The organism is Erythrobacter sp. SN021 (assembly GCF_021864455.1).
The window spans coordinates 140,114-155,700 of the sequence record NZ_JAKKUW010000003.1 but is presented as its reverse complement, the minus strand read 5'-3'; the positions used below and the strand labels follow the sequence as shown (position 1 = coordinate 155,700).

General features: G+C 63.4%; 12 protein-coding genes and 1 pseudogene. 7 read left to right on the top strand and 6 right to left on the bottom strand.

Translation table 11 applies throughout. The features are described 5' to 3' along the window. Positions 1-14: 14 nt before the first annotated feature. A complete protein-coding gene (locus tag L5849_RS08280; protein ID WP_236925193.1) occupies positions 15-3,218 on the top strand; it encodes an autotransporter outer membrane beta-barrel domain-containing protein in 3,204 nt (1,067 codons plus the stop codon). Positions 3,219-3,577: 359 nt separating this feature from the next. Here the strand turns inward: L5849_RS08280 and L5849_RS08275 are convergent, their stop codons facing one another. Continuing rightward, positions 3,578-4,285: a tRNA (guanosine(46)-N(7))-methyltransferase TrmB gene (locus L5849_RS08275; protein ID WP_236925192.1), complete on the bottom strand. Its 708-nt coding sequence runs from the start codon at positions 4,283-4,285 to the stop codon at positions 3,578-3,580. A gap of 19 nt (positions 4,286-4,304) precedes the next feature. Further along, a complete protein-coding gene (locus L5849_RS08270; protein ID WP_236925191.1) occupies positions 4,305-5,069 on the bottom strand; it encodes a sulfite exporter TauE/SafE family protein in 765 nt (254 codons plus the stop codon). Between the two features lie 130 nt (positions 5,070-5,199). Here L5849_RS08270 and L5849_RS08265 point away from each other — a divergent pair, with 130 nt between their 5' ends. Then, positions 5,200-6,414, top strand: a complete 1,215-nt coding sequence (locus tag L5849_RS08265; RefSeq protein WP_236925190.1) for a mechanosensitive ion channel family protein — start codon at positions 5,200-5,202, stop codon at positions 6,412-6,414. Positions 6,415-6,474: 60 nt separating this feature from the next. On the opposite strand, the gene ctrA is transcribed toward L5849_RS08265, so the two are convergent. From ctrA to lptB, 3 genes are all read right to left on the bottom strand, one after another. Further along, entirely contained in the window at positions 6,475-7,170 is a 696-nt protein-coding gene (ctrA, locus tag L5849_RS08260) for a response regulator transcription factor CtrA (RefSeq protein WP_050601718.1), read from the bottom strand. A gap of 142 nt (positions 7,171-7,312) precedes the next feature. Continuing rightward, positions 7,313-8,773 carry an RNA polymerase factor sigma-54 gene (gene rpoN, locus L5849_RS08255; RefSeq protein ID WP_236925189.1) on the bottom strand — a complete coding sequence of 487 codons (1,461 nt, stop codon included), beginning with the start codon at positions 8,771-8,773 and terminating at the stop codon, positions 7,313-7,315. A 26-nt stretch (positions 8,774-8,799) separates the two neighbouring features. After that, the gene (gene lptB, locus L5849_RS08250) at positions 8,800-9,585 is read right to left on the bottom strand and encodes an LPS export ABC transporter ATP-binding protein (protein WP_115417708.1); all 786 of its coding nucleotides are present in this window, start codon (positions 9,583-9,585) and stop codon (positions 8,800-8,802) included. Between the two features lie 197 nt (positions 9,586-9,782). On the opposite strand from lptB, the gene L5849_RS08245 reads away from it, so the two are divergent. The 3 genes from L5849_RS08245 (at position 9,783) to L5849_RS08235 (ending at position 12,947) form a co-directional block, all read left to right on the top strand. Next, positions 9,783-10,157: a hypothetical protein gene (locus tag L5849_RS08245; RefSeq protein WP_115415286.1), complete on the top strand. Its 375-nt coding sequence runs from the start codon at positions 9,783-9,785 to the stop codon at positions 10,155-10,157. A 73-nt stretch (positions 10,158-10,230) separates the two neighbouring features. Continuing rightward, positions 10,231-11,577 carry a TldD/PmbA family protein gene (locus L5849_RS08240; RefSeq protein WP_236925188.1) on the top strand — a complete coding sequence of 449 codons (1,347 nt, stop codon included), beginning with the start codon at positions 10,231-10,233 and terminating at the stop codon, positions 11,575-11,577. Beyond that, positions 11,574-12,947 (top strand): mechanosensitive ion channel family protein, encoded by a 1,374-nt coding sequence (locus L5849_RS08235; protein WP_236925187.1) that lies wholly within the window; start codon positions 11,574-11,576, stop codon positions 12,945-12,947. The genes L5849_RS08240 and L5849_RS08235 overlap by 4 nt, the downstream gene beginning before the upstream one ends. Before the next feature lie 53 nt (positions 12,948-13,000). Here L5849_RS08235 and ppa read toward each other — a convergent pair whose 3' ends face one another. Continuing rightward, on the bottom strand, positions 13,001-13,534 hold the full coding sequence (ppa, locus tag L5849_RS08230) for an inorganic diphosphatase (RefSeq protein ID WP_115415284.1): 534 nt from the start codon (positions 13,532-13,534) through the stop codon (positions 13,001-13,003). Positions 13,535-13,728: 194 nt separating this feature from the next. On the opposite strand from ppa, the gene hisS reads away from it, so the two are divergent. Next, positions 13,729-14,970 (top strand): histidine--tRNA ligase, encoded by a 1,242-nt coding sequence (gene hisS, locus L5849_RS08225; protein WP_236925186.1) that lies wholly within the window; start codon positions 13,729-13,731, stop codon positions 14,968-14,970. Between the two features lie 445 nt (positions 14,971-15,415). Next, positions 15,416-15,587, top strand: a pseudogene (locus tag L5849_RS08220) (peptide chain release factor 1); the annotation flags it as partial.

The window sequence follows — 15,587 nt, the reverse complement described above, 5'->3', positions numbered from 1 at the left end:
GACGGAGGAATTGCATGCATCGTTACCTGCTGGCCGGTACCGCCTTGGCGACTCTAGCCGCCCCGCTCGCGGCGCAGACGCTTGTCGAGGGGAAGCGCACCCAGCCGATCCGCACTTCCCAGCTTAACGATGGAACCGGCGATGCGGTGAAGGTGACCGACACGGGTTCGATCGAGCTTACCGCCGGATCGGCGATTATCGTCGATTCGGATCACGATGCGGTGAATGAGGGCAAGATCGTGGTCGCCAATGCGAATGGCGCAAGCGGCATGGAAGTGGTCGGCGATCGCCAGGCCGATATCGTCAACGCGGGTACGATCACCATCGACGAGACCTATACGCCCGAAGATATCGACAACGACAAGGATCTCGACGGCCCCTTCGCGGTCGGGCGCGACCGGGCTGCCATTCGGGTTCGCGGAAACCTGACCGGCGACATTCGCCACACCGGCACCATTACGGTGGAAGGCAATGAATCCGCGGGCATCCTGGCAACGGGCCTGCTCGACGGCGATTTCGTCCACGATGGCGAAACCAGCGTCGTCGGCGACGATAGCGTGGGTGTCGGGCTGGACGACGTGACCGGCAATATCCGTCTCGCCGGAAAGATTACCGCAGTCGGCGCAGGTTCCCAGGGTGCGCATCTCGGCGGCGACATCGACGGCGCGCTCGTCGTTCAGGGCGATATTTCGGCAACGGGTTATCGCTACACCGCCTCGCCTGCCGACCCCTCCAAGCTCGATGACGACGACTTGCTACAGGGTGGTAGCGCCCTCGTAATCGAAGGCGATGTAGGGAAAGGCATTCACTTCGCCGTCGCGCCACCCGATGCCGACAAGGACGATCCGGATGAGGACAAGGACGGGATCGAGGATGCGAAGGAAGGCAGCGCGAAGGTCGTCTCCTACGGAGCTGCACCCGCGGTCGTGATCGGAGCCGAGGATCGCGACATCGCGATTGGCGCGGTTCCCGCGACCGGGTCGGGTTTCGCTCTGATTGTCGATGGCGATATCGCAGGCCACGGGGTCTATGCCGGCGTCGACGGCAATGGACTGGCGATCGGCGGACGCGGCGGCGAAGTCGCGATCGAAAACGGCATCTCGGTGGCAGGGTCGATCAAAGCGACCTCGAAGGACGCGAACGCGACAGCTCTACATTTCGGAGACGGCGCATCAACCGGCGAGCTGCGCGTCTCCGGGACTATTTCAGCGGTGACCGACCAGGGGGCGGATAGCCGCGCGACTGCCATAGCGATCGATCAGGGAGCAAGCCTTCCGCACCTGCGCAACAGTGGAACGATCAAGGCCACATCCGGCAGCGAGGACGGCACTGCCATTGCCATTGCCGATCAAAGCGGTTCGCTTCGCCTCGTCGAAAACAGCGGCAAGATCGTGGCGACCGGCGCCGAAGCCGGCTCGGGGCGCAATATCGCCATCGACCTGATCAGCGTCACGTCCGGCGCCACGATCCGGCAGACGACGGTCGGTTCGGGTGTCGAAGCGCCGCTGATCAAGGGCGACATCCGTTTCGGAACCGGCAGTGACCTCCTCCGGATCGACGATGGCGAGATCGCCGGCCATGTTGCCTTTGGTTCGGGACAGGACCGGCTGCTGATGGCGGGAGACGCGAAGTTCGCCGGACGCGTGGATTTCGGTGGCCAGGCGGATGAACTGGCCATGGCGGGCACTTCCTCATTCGCCGGGCAAGCGGATTTCGGGGGAGGCGCCGCCTCGGTGACGCTTTCGGACAAGGCCTCGTTCTCCGGACGCCTTTTCAACAGCCAGAACGTCGCAGTGGCAATCGAAGGCGGAACGCTCGACCTCGTCGCACCGACAATGATTGCCTCGCTCGATGTCGGCTCGAAAGGGGTCATTGTCGCCACCCTGAGCAAGGATGCCGACAAGGGCAGCGCCATCACCGTCGGCGGTAACGCCAGTTTCGAGGACGGTGCAAAGCTCAAGCTGCGGCTGACCGATATAGCGGATGCCGAAGGCACCTATACCGTGATCCAGGCGGGAAGCCTGACCGGTGCCGATCAACTGACGACCGATAACACGCTCGTTCCCTTCATGTACGAGGCCGCTCTGGCAATCGAAGACGCCGCCGGTCTGCTGACAGTCGATATCGAGCGCAAGCCGACCAAGGACCTGGGGCTGAATCGCTCACAGAGCCTTGCCTATGACGCGCTTTATACGGCGCTGGCCAAGGACGAGGACATCGCCGGGGTGTTTCTCGCCATTACCGATGAAGCGCTGTTCCGCGCGACAGTGGCCCAGGCCCTACCGGATCACGCCGGGGGAACTTTCGAGGGTCTAAGTCTCGGCATGCGTAGCTTTGCCCGTCGACTGGCTGATGGCGACGGGCCTATCGAGCCTACGGGCAAGTTACGTCTGACATTCGCGGGTGCCGGCTGGGACTCCCGCAAGGATGTCGAGGAAAGCGCCCGCTACGATCTCGACGGACTCGGGTTCTCGGGAGGCGCCGAATTGGCCACCGGGCTTGGGACAATCGGCGCCAGCGCAAGCTGGCTGTGGAACGGTTACGACAGCGGCCCGGATAACCGCGTCGTCTCGAACACATATGAGGCGGCGCTCTATTGGCGCGGCGACTGGGGCGCATTTTCCTCCTTCGCGCGCGGTTCTTATGGCTTCTCGGATTTCGAGGGCTCGCGTCGGTTCCTTGGCAAGAATGGCGACGAGGAGATTTCCCGGACGATAGATCGCAACTGGTCGGGGAATGTGGCGTCGCTCATGGCCGGGGCTTCGGTCGAGGCCGGCACCCAGTACTTCTTCATGCGGCCTTCGATTATCGTCGATTACATTCGCCTCGACGAAGACGGGTATGAAGAGACCGGCGGGGGCGAGGCGCTGGATCTTTCCGTCGAGGACCGCACGAGCGACGAACTCGGCCTGAATCTGGCGACCGCATTGGGCTTTGACCTGCTCGGCATGAGCCGGGGCGACGATATGTGGTTGCGTCTCGAAGCCGAAGGGGGCTGGCGCGAAATCCTCGCGGGTGAGCTCGGAGGGACGACCGCCCGCTTCGGCGATGGCGACAGTTTCACCCTGCTGCCCGATCAACGTTCCAGCGGCTGGTTCGCCCGCTTGCGAGGGTATGGAGGCGACGAGTTTTACACTGTCAGCGGCGAATTGTCGGCCGAGGAGAACAACGACAAGATCGGCTACGTTTTGCGGGCTTCGATCAACTTCGCTCTCTAACGCACCATTTCGAATAGGATCGGCCGGCCTAGTCCCCTCGACGCCCGTACTCGCGGGCCGGTCGTATCCTGGCCCGGACGCCCCCTGAAGGCGTCCGGGCCATTCTGCCTCGCTTGCCCCGGCATGTGGTGCACACGGCGCGCGGTTTTCCCGCGGGGCGGGGGGGGGTAATCGATGCGGGCACGAAACAGGGCCGATCGCCTATGGGCGGGACCGGAGAATGCGCCGGTCATGGCGAGAGCCTTGCCGCATCATGCAGCGACCGCGCTCGGCAGTCATCGAGGCGGCAGGCACCGCCAGGGATCGCGAACCGTCGCGTGGATATGGTACTGCGCTAGAATACTTTTTCCACGCCGGAGCTACCCTTCGGTCCGCCTGAATCGAAAGTACCAAACTTCGTGGCCGTAGACTGTGCGCGCCTTGTGTTCGTAGCGTGTTTCGGGCCAGCCGGAGGGGCGGTTCTGCCAGCTTCCGGGGCCATCGACGATCCATTCGAATTGATCGGCGAAGCGGCGCATCACCATCAGGGCGTGGCGCAGATAGACAGGGTGATCGGTGCCGAAGCGGAACTCGCCGCCCGGCTTGAGCTTGTCGGCGATCATGCGAACCGGCCCGTCATTCATCATCCGCCGCTTGGCGTGCTTGTTCTTGGGCCAGGGATCGGGATGGAGCAGGTAGAGCATCGTCAACGCGCCGTCGGGCACGCGGCGCAGCACTTCCAGCGCATCGCCATGGTGGATGCGGACATTGGCCAGGGTCCGGTCGCGCACATGGGTCAGCGCCTGCGCCACTCCGTTGACGAAGGGTTCGGCGCCGATGAAGCCGTGATCGGGCAGCATGTCGGCACGCTCGGCCAGATGCTCGCCCCCGCCGAAGCCGATCTCGAAATGCAGCGGGCGCTCGAAGCCGAACAGCGCTTCGGACGTCACCGGCCCTTCGCTCGGCACCGAGATCTGCGGCAGCAGCTTGTCGACCAGCTCCTGCTGTGCCGCGCGCAGGGGTTTGCCCTGGCTGCGGCCATAAAGCCGGTTGAGCGTGGTCGGATCGCCTTCCTTGAATGCTGACATGCGGCGCGCCGTAGCGCCATCATCCCCATGTCGTCCAGATGCCGTACGCGCTGGTGACGCTCAGCGCGATCCCGACCAGGATCAGCATCAGCTTGGGGCTGAAATGCTTCGCCGCCAGTGCCCCGAAGGGTGCCGCGGCGATCCCGCCGACGATCAGGCCCAGCGTGGGCCCGGCGATATGCGATATGCCCAGATGATAGGCGAAGCTGACCGAGATGGAGAGTGTCAGGAAGAATTCGACCGAATTGACCGTGCCGACGACCTTGCGTGGTTCGGCTCCCTGGACCAGCAGGTTGGACGTCACCACCGGGCCCCAGCCGCCACCACCGGCGGAATCGAGGAACCCGCCTACAAGGCCCAGCGGCGCTACATATCTGGCCTGACGCAGCTTGGGCGGGTAGAGCAGGCCGCGCACGAGCAGCCACAGGCCGATACCAGCGAGATAGAGCAGCACGAAGGGCTTGATCGTATCGCCATCGATCGATGCCAGAACGTAGCTCCCGATCAGCCCGCCGATAATGCCGGGTATCAACAGCCGGAAGAACAGGGCTTTGTCGATATTGCCGCTGAGCAAATGGCTGATGCCCGAGGTCGCAGTGGTAAAGCATTCGACGAGATGAACGCGCTGCGAGGCCAGCGCGGGGGGCACCCCCAGCAGGCCGACCATAAGCGTATTCGTGATGACGCCAAAGGCCATGCCCAGCGCGCCGTCGACCATCTGGGCCGCAAAACCGATCAGGATGAAGGGGGCAATCACCCCCAGATCGATACCGAACACCTCCATGATCGGGGGCTCGCCTTTCGCAATTGTCGCTGACGGCACTTACTGCGCTTCGCCGAGCCGGGCGAGATAGAAAATCTCTGCCGGGCTGGGGGGTTGAAGCGGTGTTGCGGGAACGGCTAGGCGGCAGCGCATGCAAGGACTTCTCGACGATTATTCCGAACTCGCCCTGTGGCTGCAGTCGCTGATCGCTCTCGCGGGCCTCGCGGTCGTCGCGCTGGCGGTGAACTGGCTGATCAAGCGCGTTCTGCTGCGCGCTGCCGCGCCTTATCTCGACAAGCGCAGCGACACTGTGGATCGCTCGGTCGCGTGGCTCGCCACCGTGATCCCGCTGCTGATTGTATCGCGCGGGATTGCCGTGGTACCCAATCTGCCGGCGGAGGTGGTGACGGTCACGGTCAATGTCGTGAAGGCGCTGATCGTGCTGTCCGTGGCGATGGCGATCAGCTGGGCGCTCAATTACGCGAACGAGCTCTATGCGCGCCGACCCGAAGCGCGCAGCCGCCCGATCAAGGGCTATGTCCAGGTGGTGAAAATCGTCGTGTTCTGCGGTGCGGCGATCCTGATGATCGCGGTGTTGATCGAACAGTCGCCGCTGCTGCTTCTGTCCGGTCTCGGCGCCATGGCAGCGGTACTGATGCTGGTTTTCAAGGATACGATCCTCAGCCTGGTCGCCAGCGTTCAGCTCACCAGCAACGATATGCTGCGCGTGGGCGACTGGATCGAAATGCCGAGCATGAATGCCGATGGCGATGTGATCGACATCGCGCTGCACACGGTCAAGGTGCAGAATTTCGACAAGACCGTCACCACCATTCCGACGCACCGGCTCATTTCCGATGCCTATCGCAACTGGCGCGGGATGAGCGAAAGCGGTGGCAGGCGAATCAAGCGGGCGCTGGTGATCGACCAGAACGCGGTCCGTTTCCTGAGCGGAGACGAGGTTGCCGGGCTCAGGCGCTTCCGGCTGCTCGACGAGTACCTCGCCAGAAAAGAGGCCGAGATAGCGGAGTGGAACCGCCACGAATTGTCCAGCGATTACGACGAAATCAATGCCCGTCGCATCACCAATATCGGCACCCTGCGCGCCTATGTGATTGCCTACCTCAAAAGCCATCCGCGTATCGCGGGCGGGGGGTTCACGCTGATGGTGCGTCAGCTCCCTCCGGGGCCGCAGGGCCTGCCGCTAGAGATCTACTGTTTCACCGATACGGTCGACTGGGGCGAATATGAATCGATCCAGGCGGATATCTTCGACCATCTGATTGCGATCCTCCCCGAATTCGAACTGCGCATTTTCCAGGAACCCAGCGGCCTGGATTTCGCGCGTATGGCGGAACACAAATAGAAAACGCCCGGCAGCCGAAGCTCCGGGCGTCTCTCGCTGTCCCGTCCAGGGGTGAGGGGGTCAGGCCGCCTCGGCCTCTTCGTTCGGATCGCGCAGCACGTAGCCGCGCCCCCAAACGGTTTCGATATAATTCTCGCCGCCACAAGCATGGCTGAGCTTCTTGCGCAGCTTGCAGATGAAAACGTCGATGATCTTGAGCTCGGGTTCGTCCATGCCGCCATACAGGTGGTTGAGGAACATTTCCTTGGTCAGCGTGGTGCCCTTGCGGAGCGAAAGCAGCTCCAGCATCGCATATTCCTTGCCGGTCAGATGGACGCGGGCACCGTCGACTTCGACGGTTTTCGCATCGAGGTTCACCGCCAGCTTGCCGGTCCGGATGACCGACTGGCTGTGGCCCTTCGAACGGCGGACCACGGCATGGATGCGGGCGACCAGTTCTTCGCGATGGAAAGGCTTGGTCACGTAATCGTCGGCACCGAAGCCGAACGAACGGATTTTGGAGTCCATTTCGGCGATGCCCGAAAGGATCAGTACCGGGGTCTGCACCTTGGCGACGCGGAGCTTCTTGAGCACGTCATACCCATGCATGTCGGGCAGGTTCAGATCGAGCAGGATGATATCGTAATCATACAGCTTGCCGAGATCCAAGCCTTCCTCGCCGAGGTCGGTCGAGTAGACGTTGAAGCCTTCGGTGGTGAGCATGAGCTCGATCGCCTTGGCGGTTGTCGGCTCGTCTTCGATCAGCAGTACACGCATCGGAACTCCCCTGAATGGTCCCTAGTGTCGTTCGGTAACGCCCCGGAAAGAGGTGTTGCCCTGTATTAACCACATCACATCTGAACGAAAAAGGTTAACGCGGGGTAAAAATCGTTAACTTTTCGAAGCGGCCATCCGGGCCTCATAAAGCGCGCAGCTTCTTTTCGCGGCGGCGTTGGGCACTGGACCCGATGCCGATCGCCTCGCGATATTTGGCCACCGTGCGGCGCGCCAGATCGTACCCCTCGCCATTGAGCAGATCGGCGAGCTTCTGATCCGACAGCACTTTTTTGGGATCTTCCGCGTCGCACAAAGCCTTGATGCGCGCCTTGATCGCTTCGCTGCTCGCGCCTTCGCCATCGGCGGCGGCGACCCCGCTGGTGAAGAAATATTTCAGCTCGAAGGTTCCGCGAGGGCACGACAGATATTTGTTGCTGGTCACGCGGCTGACCGTGCTTTCGTGCATCTCGATCTTCTCGGCCACGTCGCGCAGGGTCAGGGGGCGCATGGCGGTAACCCCTTCGCGAAAGAAGCCTTCCTGCCTCTTTACGATTTCGGCCGCGGTTTTCAGGATCGTCTTCTGGCGCTGGTCCAGCGCGCGGATCAGCCAGTCGGCTTCGCCGAGCTGTTCGTTGAGCCAGCTTTGCGAGGCCTTGTCGCGCGCGCCGCTTTTGAGTTCGAGATAGTATTCGCGATTGACCACCAGACGCGGGAGGCTCGCCTCGTTGATGCGGATGTCCCAGCCTTGCGCACTCGGCGTAATCAGCACGTCGGGCACGATCGCCGATTCGGTGCCGCCGCCGAAGGCCAGCCCCGGCTTGGGATCGTAACCGCGCAGTTCGGCGAGCATGTCGGTGAAGTCCTCGTCATCGACTTCGCACATGCGCTTCAGCCGGGCGATATCGCCCTTCACCACCAGGTCGAGATTGTCGATCAGCCTCGCCATGCAGGGATCGTACCGGTCCGCCTCCTTGGCCTGCAGTGCCAGGCATTCGGCCAGAGTTCGCGCGCCAACGCCGGTCGGATCGAGCGACTGGACGGTCTCCAATGCGCGTTCGGCTTCGGCAAGCGGCACACCCAGCTCCTCGGCGATTTGAAGCAGGTCGGTGGGCAGATAACCCGCCTCGTCCAGTTCCCCGATAATCCGCATGGCGATCAGCGCCTCGCGTGAATCGCGCGCCACCGCACCGACCTGTTCGGTCAGATGATCGGCCAGCGTCCGCCCGGCGGCGGAGCGGTTTTCGAGATCGGGCAATTCACCGCCGGCCATGCCGATATCGGCACGGCTCCAGTCGCCGGCTTCCCCTTGCGCCATATCGCCCGGCGCGGCTTCGGGATCGATGGCGTGGTCGGCGACGTCGAGCGCATTCTCGCCGCCGAATTCCGTCGCGCTATCGGGTTCGGTGACATCCGGTGGCGTCTCTTCGCCGGCCTCCCGGCCGACCTCTCCCATCTCTAGCAGCGGATTGGCATCGAGCACTTCGCCGACGAAGGTTTCGATTTCCAGATTGGACAGCGCCAGCAGCTTGATCGCCTGCTGGAGCTGCGGCGTCATCACCAGCGTTTGAGTCTGCCGGAGGTCCAGCCTTGGGCTAAGCGCCATGGTTCAATTCCGGGCGTGCCTGCGCGTCACAGAGTGAATCCCTCGCCTAGATAGAGGCGGCGTACATTTTCATCCGCCACCAGCGCTTCGGGCGTACCGGCAAACAACACCTGGCCACCATAGATGATGCAGGCCCGATCGACGATCTCCAGCGTCTCGCGCACATTGTGGTCGGTGATCAGCACACCGATACCGCGCGTTCTGAGGTCTTTCACCAAATCCCGGATATCGCTGATCGACAGGGGATCGATCCCGGCAAAAGGCTCGTCGAGGAGCATGATAGAGGGCTTCGCCGCCAGTGCCCGCGCAATCTCGCAGCGGCGCCGCTCGCCGCCGGACAGCGCCATGGCCGGACTCGCCCGCAACCGCGCGAGACCGAATTCGTCGAGCAGGCGCTCGAGCTCCTGCGCGCGCGTGTCCGGATCGGGCTCGACCATTTCGAGCACACAATTGATATTCTGCTCGACCGTCATCCCGCGAAAAATGCTGGTTTCCTGCGGCAGATAGCCGAGCCCCAGGATGGCGCGGCGATACATCGGCAGATTGGTAACGTCTTCGCCATCCATGAGGATACGCCCGGCGTCCGGCCGCACCAGCCCCATGATCGAATAGAAGCATGTCGTCTTGCCTGCCCCGTTCGGCCCGAGCAGGCCGAGAACCTCCCCCTTGCCGACGCTGAGGGAAATATCCGTCAGTACGGCGCGCTTGTCGTAGCTCTTGGCAATGGAGATAACTTCGAGCCCGCCCTGCGGAATGGGCGGGGCGGCATCATGCACTGCGGCATTGTCCGAGCTTAATCCGATATCGGCCATGCACGGCGACATAGCACGCGAACCGGGCGTGAAAACCCCACGACCTTGCCTTTTTCGACGAACTGGCAGGATTCGTGCATAGGCGCCGGCGCCCGGCGCTTTCCCACATCCCATTGCCCGTTCGCGCAGGATTGCTTGCCAGCGGGCGGCATTTTTGAAACAATGCGATTCGGGCAGGAGAAACAGGGAGAGGCGCAGTGAACAAGGCGCTCGACGAAAACGATTTCGCAGGTGGTCGCTCATCCGCTCGCAAGCGGGATTGGCGCAAGGCGATGAGCGACAATGTGGCGCTCGCCCTGCTGGTTTACACCGCGCTGCAGATTTTCGTGACGGTTCATGCGATGAAGCAGGGATCGTCCTCGATCATGCCCTATCTCGCCCTCGTGGTTCTGGTCGCCGGCATCATTCCCGCCTGCCGCTGGTTCGAACGGCGCTGGATCGGCCTGAGCGACGAAGAGGCCGCCGAAATCGGTCTGAAACCGGCCTTCCGCCGCGACCAATTGCTGTTGTGGGCATTGGCGATCGGTTTGCCCTTCGCCCTCACGACTTTCTTCAACATCATCTTCGCCTGATTTTCGCGGCAGTTGCCAGCACCGCGGCCCGCGCCTACCTCGCGCGGATGATGACCCTTTTCGGCAATCGCCCATGATGGACAGCAACGCCGCACTCGACCGGTGCCGGGAACTCGTCGACCTTGCCCGTTCGATGGGCGCCGACGCAGCCGATGCCGCCGCGCGCGCCTCTTCTTCCGAAAGCGTCAGCGTGAGGCTCGGCGCGCTCGAGGAGGTCGAACGTTCGGAGAGCGAGGAGATCGGCCTGCGGGTGTTCGTCGGTCGCCGTTCCGCATCGATCAACACCAGCGATTTCGCACCCGACGGGTTGAAGCTGCTTGCCCAGCGTGCCGTGGAAATGGCGCGCCTGGCACCGGAGGATCCCTATGGCGGGCTCGCGCCACGCGACGCGCTTTTCAGCGGCGAACCGCTCGATCTCGACCTTTCGGATCGGTCCGAACCCTCGCCTGCGGATCTGCGCGAGGCCGCTCTCGCCACCGAAGATGCCGCGCGCGCTGTCGATGGGGTGACCAATTCCAACGGCGGCAGCGCGTCCTATTCGCGTTCGGTCTTCGCGCTGGCCACGTCCAACGGATTCGCGCGCGGCCATTCGGGTGGATCGCATACCCTTTCGGCGAGCGTGGTAGCGGGCGAGGGAGGCGATAAACAGACCGATTATGCCTATCGCACCCAGCGCCACCGCAGCGACCTCCCGGACCCGGCCGAAATCGGCCGCGAGGCGGGGGAGCGCGCGGTGCGCAAGGTGGGGCCCGGGTCGATCCCGTCGCGCAAAATGCCGGTCGTATTCGATCCGCGCGTGGGGAGCGGCGTGCTCGGCCACCTGCTTGGTGCGATCGCCGGGCCTTCCATCGCGCGCAAGGCGAGCTTTCTGGTCGGGCGCGAGACGGAACAGCACTTCGACGAAACCATCCGCATCGCCGAGAATCCGCATCGCCTGCGCGGCCTGCGATCGCGCCATTACGACGGCGAGGGCGTGGCGACGGTCGAACGCGCATTGGTGGAAGGCGGACGCATTACCGGCTGGCTCACCAATGTCGCCAGCGCCGCGCAGCTCGGCCTCGGCCTGACAGGTCATGCCAGCCGCGGCGGCGGCGGATCGCCGGGCATTGCCGTGAGCAATGTCGTCATGGAAACAGGATCGCAATCGGTCGCGGACCTCATCGCCGATATCGAAGACGGCCTGTTCGTGACCGACCTCTTCGGCCAGGGCGTCAACCTCGTCACCGGCGATTACAGCCGCGGGGCCAGCGGGCTGCGCATCCGCAATGGCGAACTGGTCGGGCCGGTCGCCGAAATCACGATCGCCAGCACGCTGCCGGACATGTTCCGCGCACTGGTGCCCGCGGACGATCTGGAACTGGTGCGCGGGGTGGATGTGCCGACCTTCCGCATCGATGGCATGTCGGTGGCGGGCCAGTGACGCGGCTTCTCGCCGTCCTTGCCCTGATCTGGGCGATGCCGCTGGCAGCCCAGCTCGACGCGCCGACCGAACCGGTCGAGACACCCACGCCCGTCCAGACCATCGCCGCGACACAGGAAGCGGGCGCCGACGAACAGATCGCCGAACGCATCGCCGGAATCTTCGCCGAATTGCCGGCCTTTACCGGCGTCGAGGTCGAGGTGAGCGAGGGCGTCGTCGCTCTTTCCGGCACTGTGCCCAAGGCCGAGGATATCGATCGCGCCGAGGCGATCGTGAACCGGATATCCGGCGTCGTTACGATCGAAAACGGGCTGGAGCGGGATTTGTCGGTATCCGCCGACAGCGCCGGTATTTCGGTTCTGGGCGAGCGCTGGAACGCTTTCGTCAGCGCGCTACCGCTGATTGCCGCCGCGCTCGGTGTATGGTTTCTCATCGCGGCGGCGGGCTATGTCATCGCCGGATTGGGGGCATTGTGGCACCGTATCGCTCCCAACAGTTTCCTGGCCGAACTGATCGCCAGCGCGATCCGCTTCGTGTTCTTCATCGGCGGTCTGGTGGTGGCTCTGGACATGATCGGGGCCACCGCTCTGCTCGGCGCGGTGCTGGGCGGGGCGGGCGTGATCGGCATCGCGCTCGGCTTCGCCATGCGCGATACGATCGAGAATTACGTCGCCTCGCTCATGCTCAGCCTGCGTCAGCCCTTCCGCGCAAATGACTGGGTTCAGATCGACACGTATGAGGGGCGGGTCATCCGTCTGACCAGCCGCGCGACCGTGCTGATGACGCTGGACGGCAATCACCTGCGTATTCCCAACGGCCAGGTGTTCCGCGCCGTGATTCTCAATTTCACGCGCAATCCGCAGCGGCGTTTCCAGTTCGAGCTGGGAGTCGATGCCGATGACGATGCCCGCGCCGCGCGCCAATTGGGGCGCGATACGCTGGCCGGGCTGGATTTCGTCCTCGACGATCCCCCGCCCGAGGCGCGGATCATCGAGGTCGGCGATTCGAATGTGGTGATCCGCTTTCTCGGCTGGGTCGACCAGCGCGAGACCGATTGGTGGAAGGCGCAGAGCCAGGCCATCCCCGCCGTGAAGCGGGCTCTGGAAGAGGCCGGGTTCGGCCTGCCGGAGCCGATCTATCGCCTGCGTTTCGACCCGCGTTCGGCCACGGTACCCTTCGCCACCGAAGCCACCGCCGGACCCGCCGCGCAGCGTGACGAGAAGGCGAAGCCGGTGCGCGAGATAACCGTGACCGAGACCGAAGAAGACGTTCGCCCGGCCGACGAGATTGCCGCCATGGTCGATGAGGAACGGCGCACGGGAGGGGAGCAGGATAAGGACCTGCTCGATACGTCGCGGCCGGTCGAATAGCTGCCGTTGGCAATCAAGGGGCGTGTGGCGGTGCCCCCTGGCTCGGCTTCCTCTTATTTTTCCGCCTTGTAGCGATCGACCGCTTCGATGACGATGCGCTTGGCCTCTGCGGCGTCGCCCCAATTGCCGATGCGCACCCACTTTTCCTTTTCCAGGTCTTTATAGTGGGTGAAGAAGTGCTCGATCTGCTGGAAAATGATCGAGGGCAGGTCCTTCGTTTCGGCGACATCCGAATAATAGGGGAAGGTGGTGTCGATCGGCACGCAGATCAGTTTCTCGTCCCCGCCATGCTCGTCTTCGAGATTGAGCACGCCGATCGGACGCGAGCGGACGACGCAGCCGGCGATGAAGGGCGAACGCGCGATCACCAGCGCGTCGAGCGGATCGCCATCGGGCGAGAGCGTGTGCGGAATGAAGCCGTAATTGGCCGGATAGCGCATCGGCGTATGCAGAATACGGTCGACGAACAGCGCGCCCGATTCCTTGTCGAATTCATATTTCACCGGTTCGCCGCCAGTCGGCACTTCGATGATGACGTTGAGGCTTTCCGGCACATTGTCGCCGGTCGGAATCTTGTCGATGCGCATCCGCTACTCTTCTCGCAAATTTCGGTTTCGCCCCTCTCCCCAGAAAGACTTCGCCGGGCGGATAGCGGGGCGGGGCGCAGGCGTAAACAGGGACTTTCGTCGATAGGCTGTAGTTGTCCTGTCCCGCTTCCTGCCCGCATCGGACCATCGCTATAGATTGCGGACCCGCGCAGTTCGCTCTAATCGCGCGCACCATGCCCAAAACACCCCAAGCCATTCGCGGAACCCAGGACATTTTCGGCGCCGATGCGGAAGCCTTCGCCTTCGTCGTCGAAACCTTCGAACGCGTGCGCAAGCTCTATCGCTTTCGCCGCGTCGAAATGCCCGTGTTCGAGAAAACCGAAGTGTTCAGCCGTGCGATCGGCGAGACGACCGATGTCGTCAGCAAGGAAATGTATTCCTTCGACGATCGCGGCGGGGAAAGCCTGACGCTGCGGCCCGAATTCACTGCCGGGATCGCGCGCGCATATCTCTCGAACGGCTGGCAGCAGCATGCGCCGCTCAAGGTCGCGACGCACGGGCCGCTGTTCCGCTACGAGCGTCCGCAGAAGGGCCGCTATCGCCAGTTCCACCAGATCGACGCCGAGATCATCGGCGCGGCGGAACCGCAGGCCGATGTCGAACTGCTGGCGATGGCCGACCAGCTACTGAAGGAACTGGGGATCGAGGGCGTCACGCTGCACCTCAACACGCTCGGCGATGGCGACAGCCGCGAAGCCTGGCGCGCCGCGCTGGTCGAGCATTTCCGCAGCGTGAAGGATGAGCTTTCGGAAGATTCGCAGGAGCGACTCGAAAAGAACCCGCTGCGCATCCTCGACAGCAAGGACCGCCGCGATAAGCGCTTCGTCGCCGACGCGCCCAAGATCGACGATTTCCTGACCGACGAGGCGAAAGCCTTTTTCGAGGCCGTGACCAGCGGCCTCGATGCAGCGGGCGTGAAATGGCAGCGCGCGGAAAGCCTTGTGCGCGGGCTCGATTATTACCGCCACACCGCCTTCGAATTCATTCCCGACGAGGGCAGCGAGGCGGCGGGCAAGCTTGGCAGCCAGAGCACCATCCTCGGCGGCGGGCGCTACGATGGCCTCATGGAAAGCCTCGGCGGCGCGCCGACGCCCGCAGTCGGTTGGGCCGCCGGGATCGAGCGGCTGGCGATGCTGGTGGGGGAGTTGGAAGAAGGGCGCCTCGAAGCAATGGTGCTGGTAGAAAATGATGCCGGAATGGCTGCGGCAATCGCGTTGCTATCCGATCTGCGAGCCGGAGGCGTCACCGCCGACATCATGGCATCGGGATCGCCGAAAAAGCGCTACGACAAGGCGGTCAAACAAAACCCGCAACATATTCTCAGGGTCGATGAACGCGGCTATCATGGAATCTCGGGCGAAGGGGATACCAGCAGGATCGTGGCTGCCATCAACCGGCACTCTGCGTCACCCTGAACTTGTTTCAGGGTCCATCTCGCCGATAGCGCCGTCGGTGAGGGGGCGGGATGGATGCTGAAACAAGTTCAGCATGACGGGGATGGGGAGATGCGCCGGTTCCATCCGTCACCCCGGACTTGATCCGGGGTGGTGCTTATCTTCAGCGTTGCCGGAGGAAGCACGATCCCGGCTCGGGGGCCGGGATGACGGAGGAGCGTGCGTGAATGGCGGTCGTTCAAGGTTGCCCGTGGTCGGAGGTGAAGCGGCGAAAGTCTTTCCTACCCGCCCCGTCCTTCGCTAGGGAGCTTTCTCGACTGGCAGGAACGCCAAGGGCGGGGGGGAGGCCCTGCGAACCGTCAACCGCCTTCCAAGAAAAAATGTTGCAGTGAATGAATACCTTAGCCAGAAAATTTGAAGGTGACACCCTGTCGCCTTCGTCACCCATCCGCCACCCGAACCACCCATGACCATTCCAGCCGAACGCCTCGACCAGATCGCCCATCGCTTCGCCGAGCTCGAGGCGCGGATGGCGTCGGGTACGCTCGAGGGCGAGGAATTCGTCCAGGCGAGCCGCGACTATGCCGAGCTGGAGCCGGTGGCGAAGGTGGCCGCCGAGGTGAAGGCCGCGCGCGAGG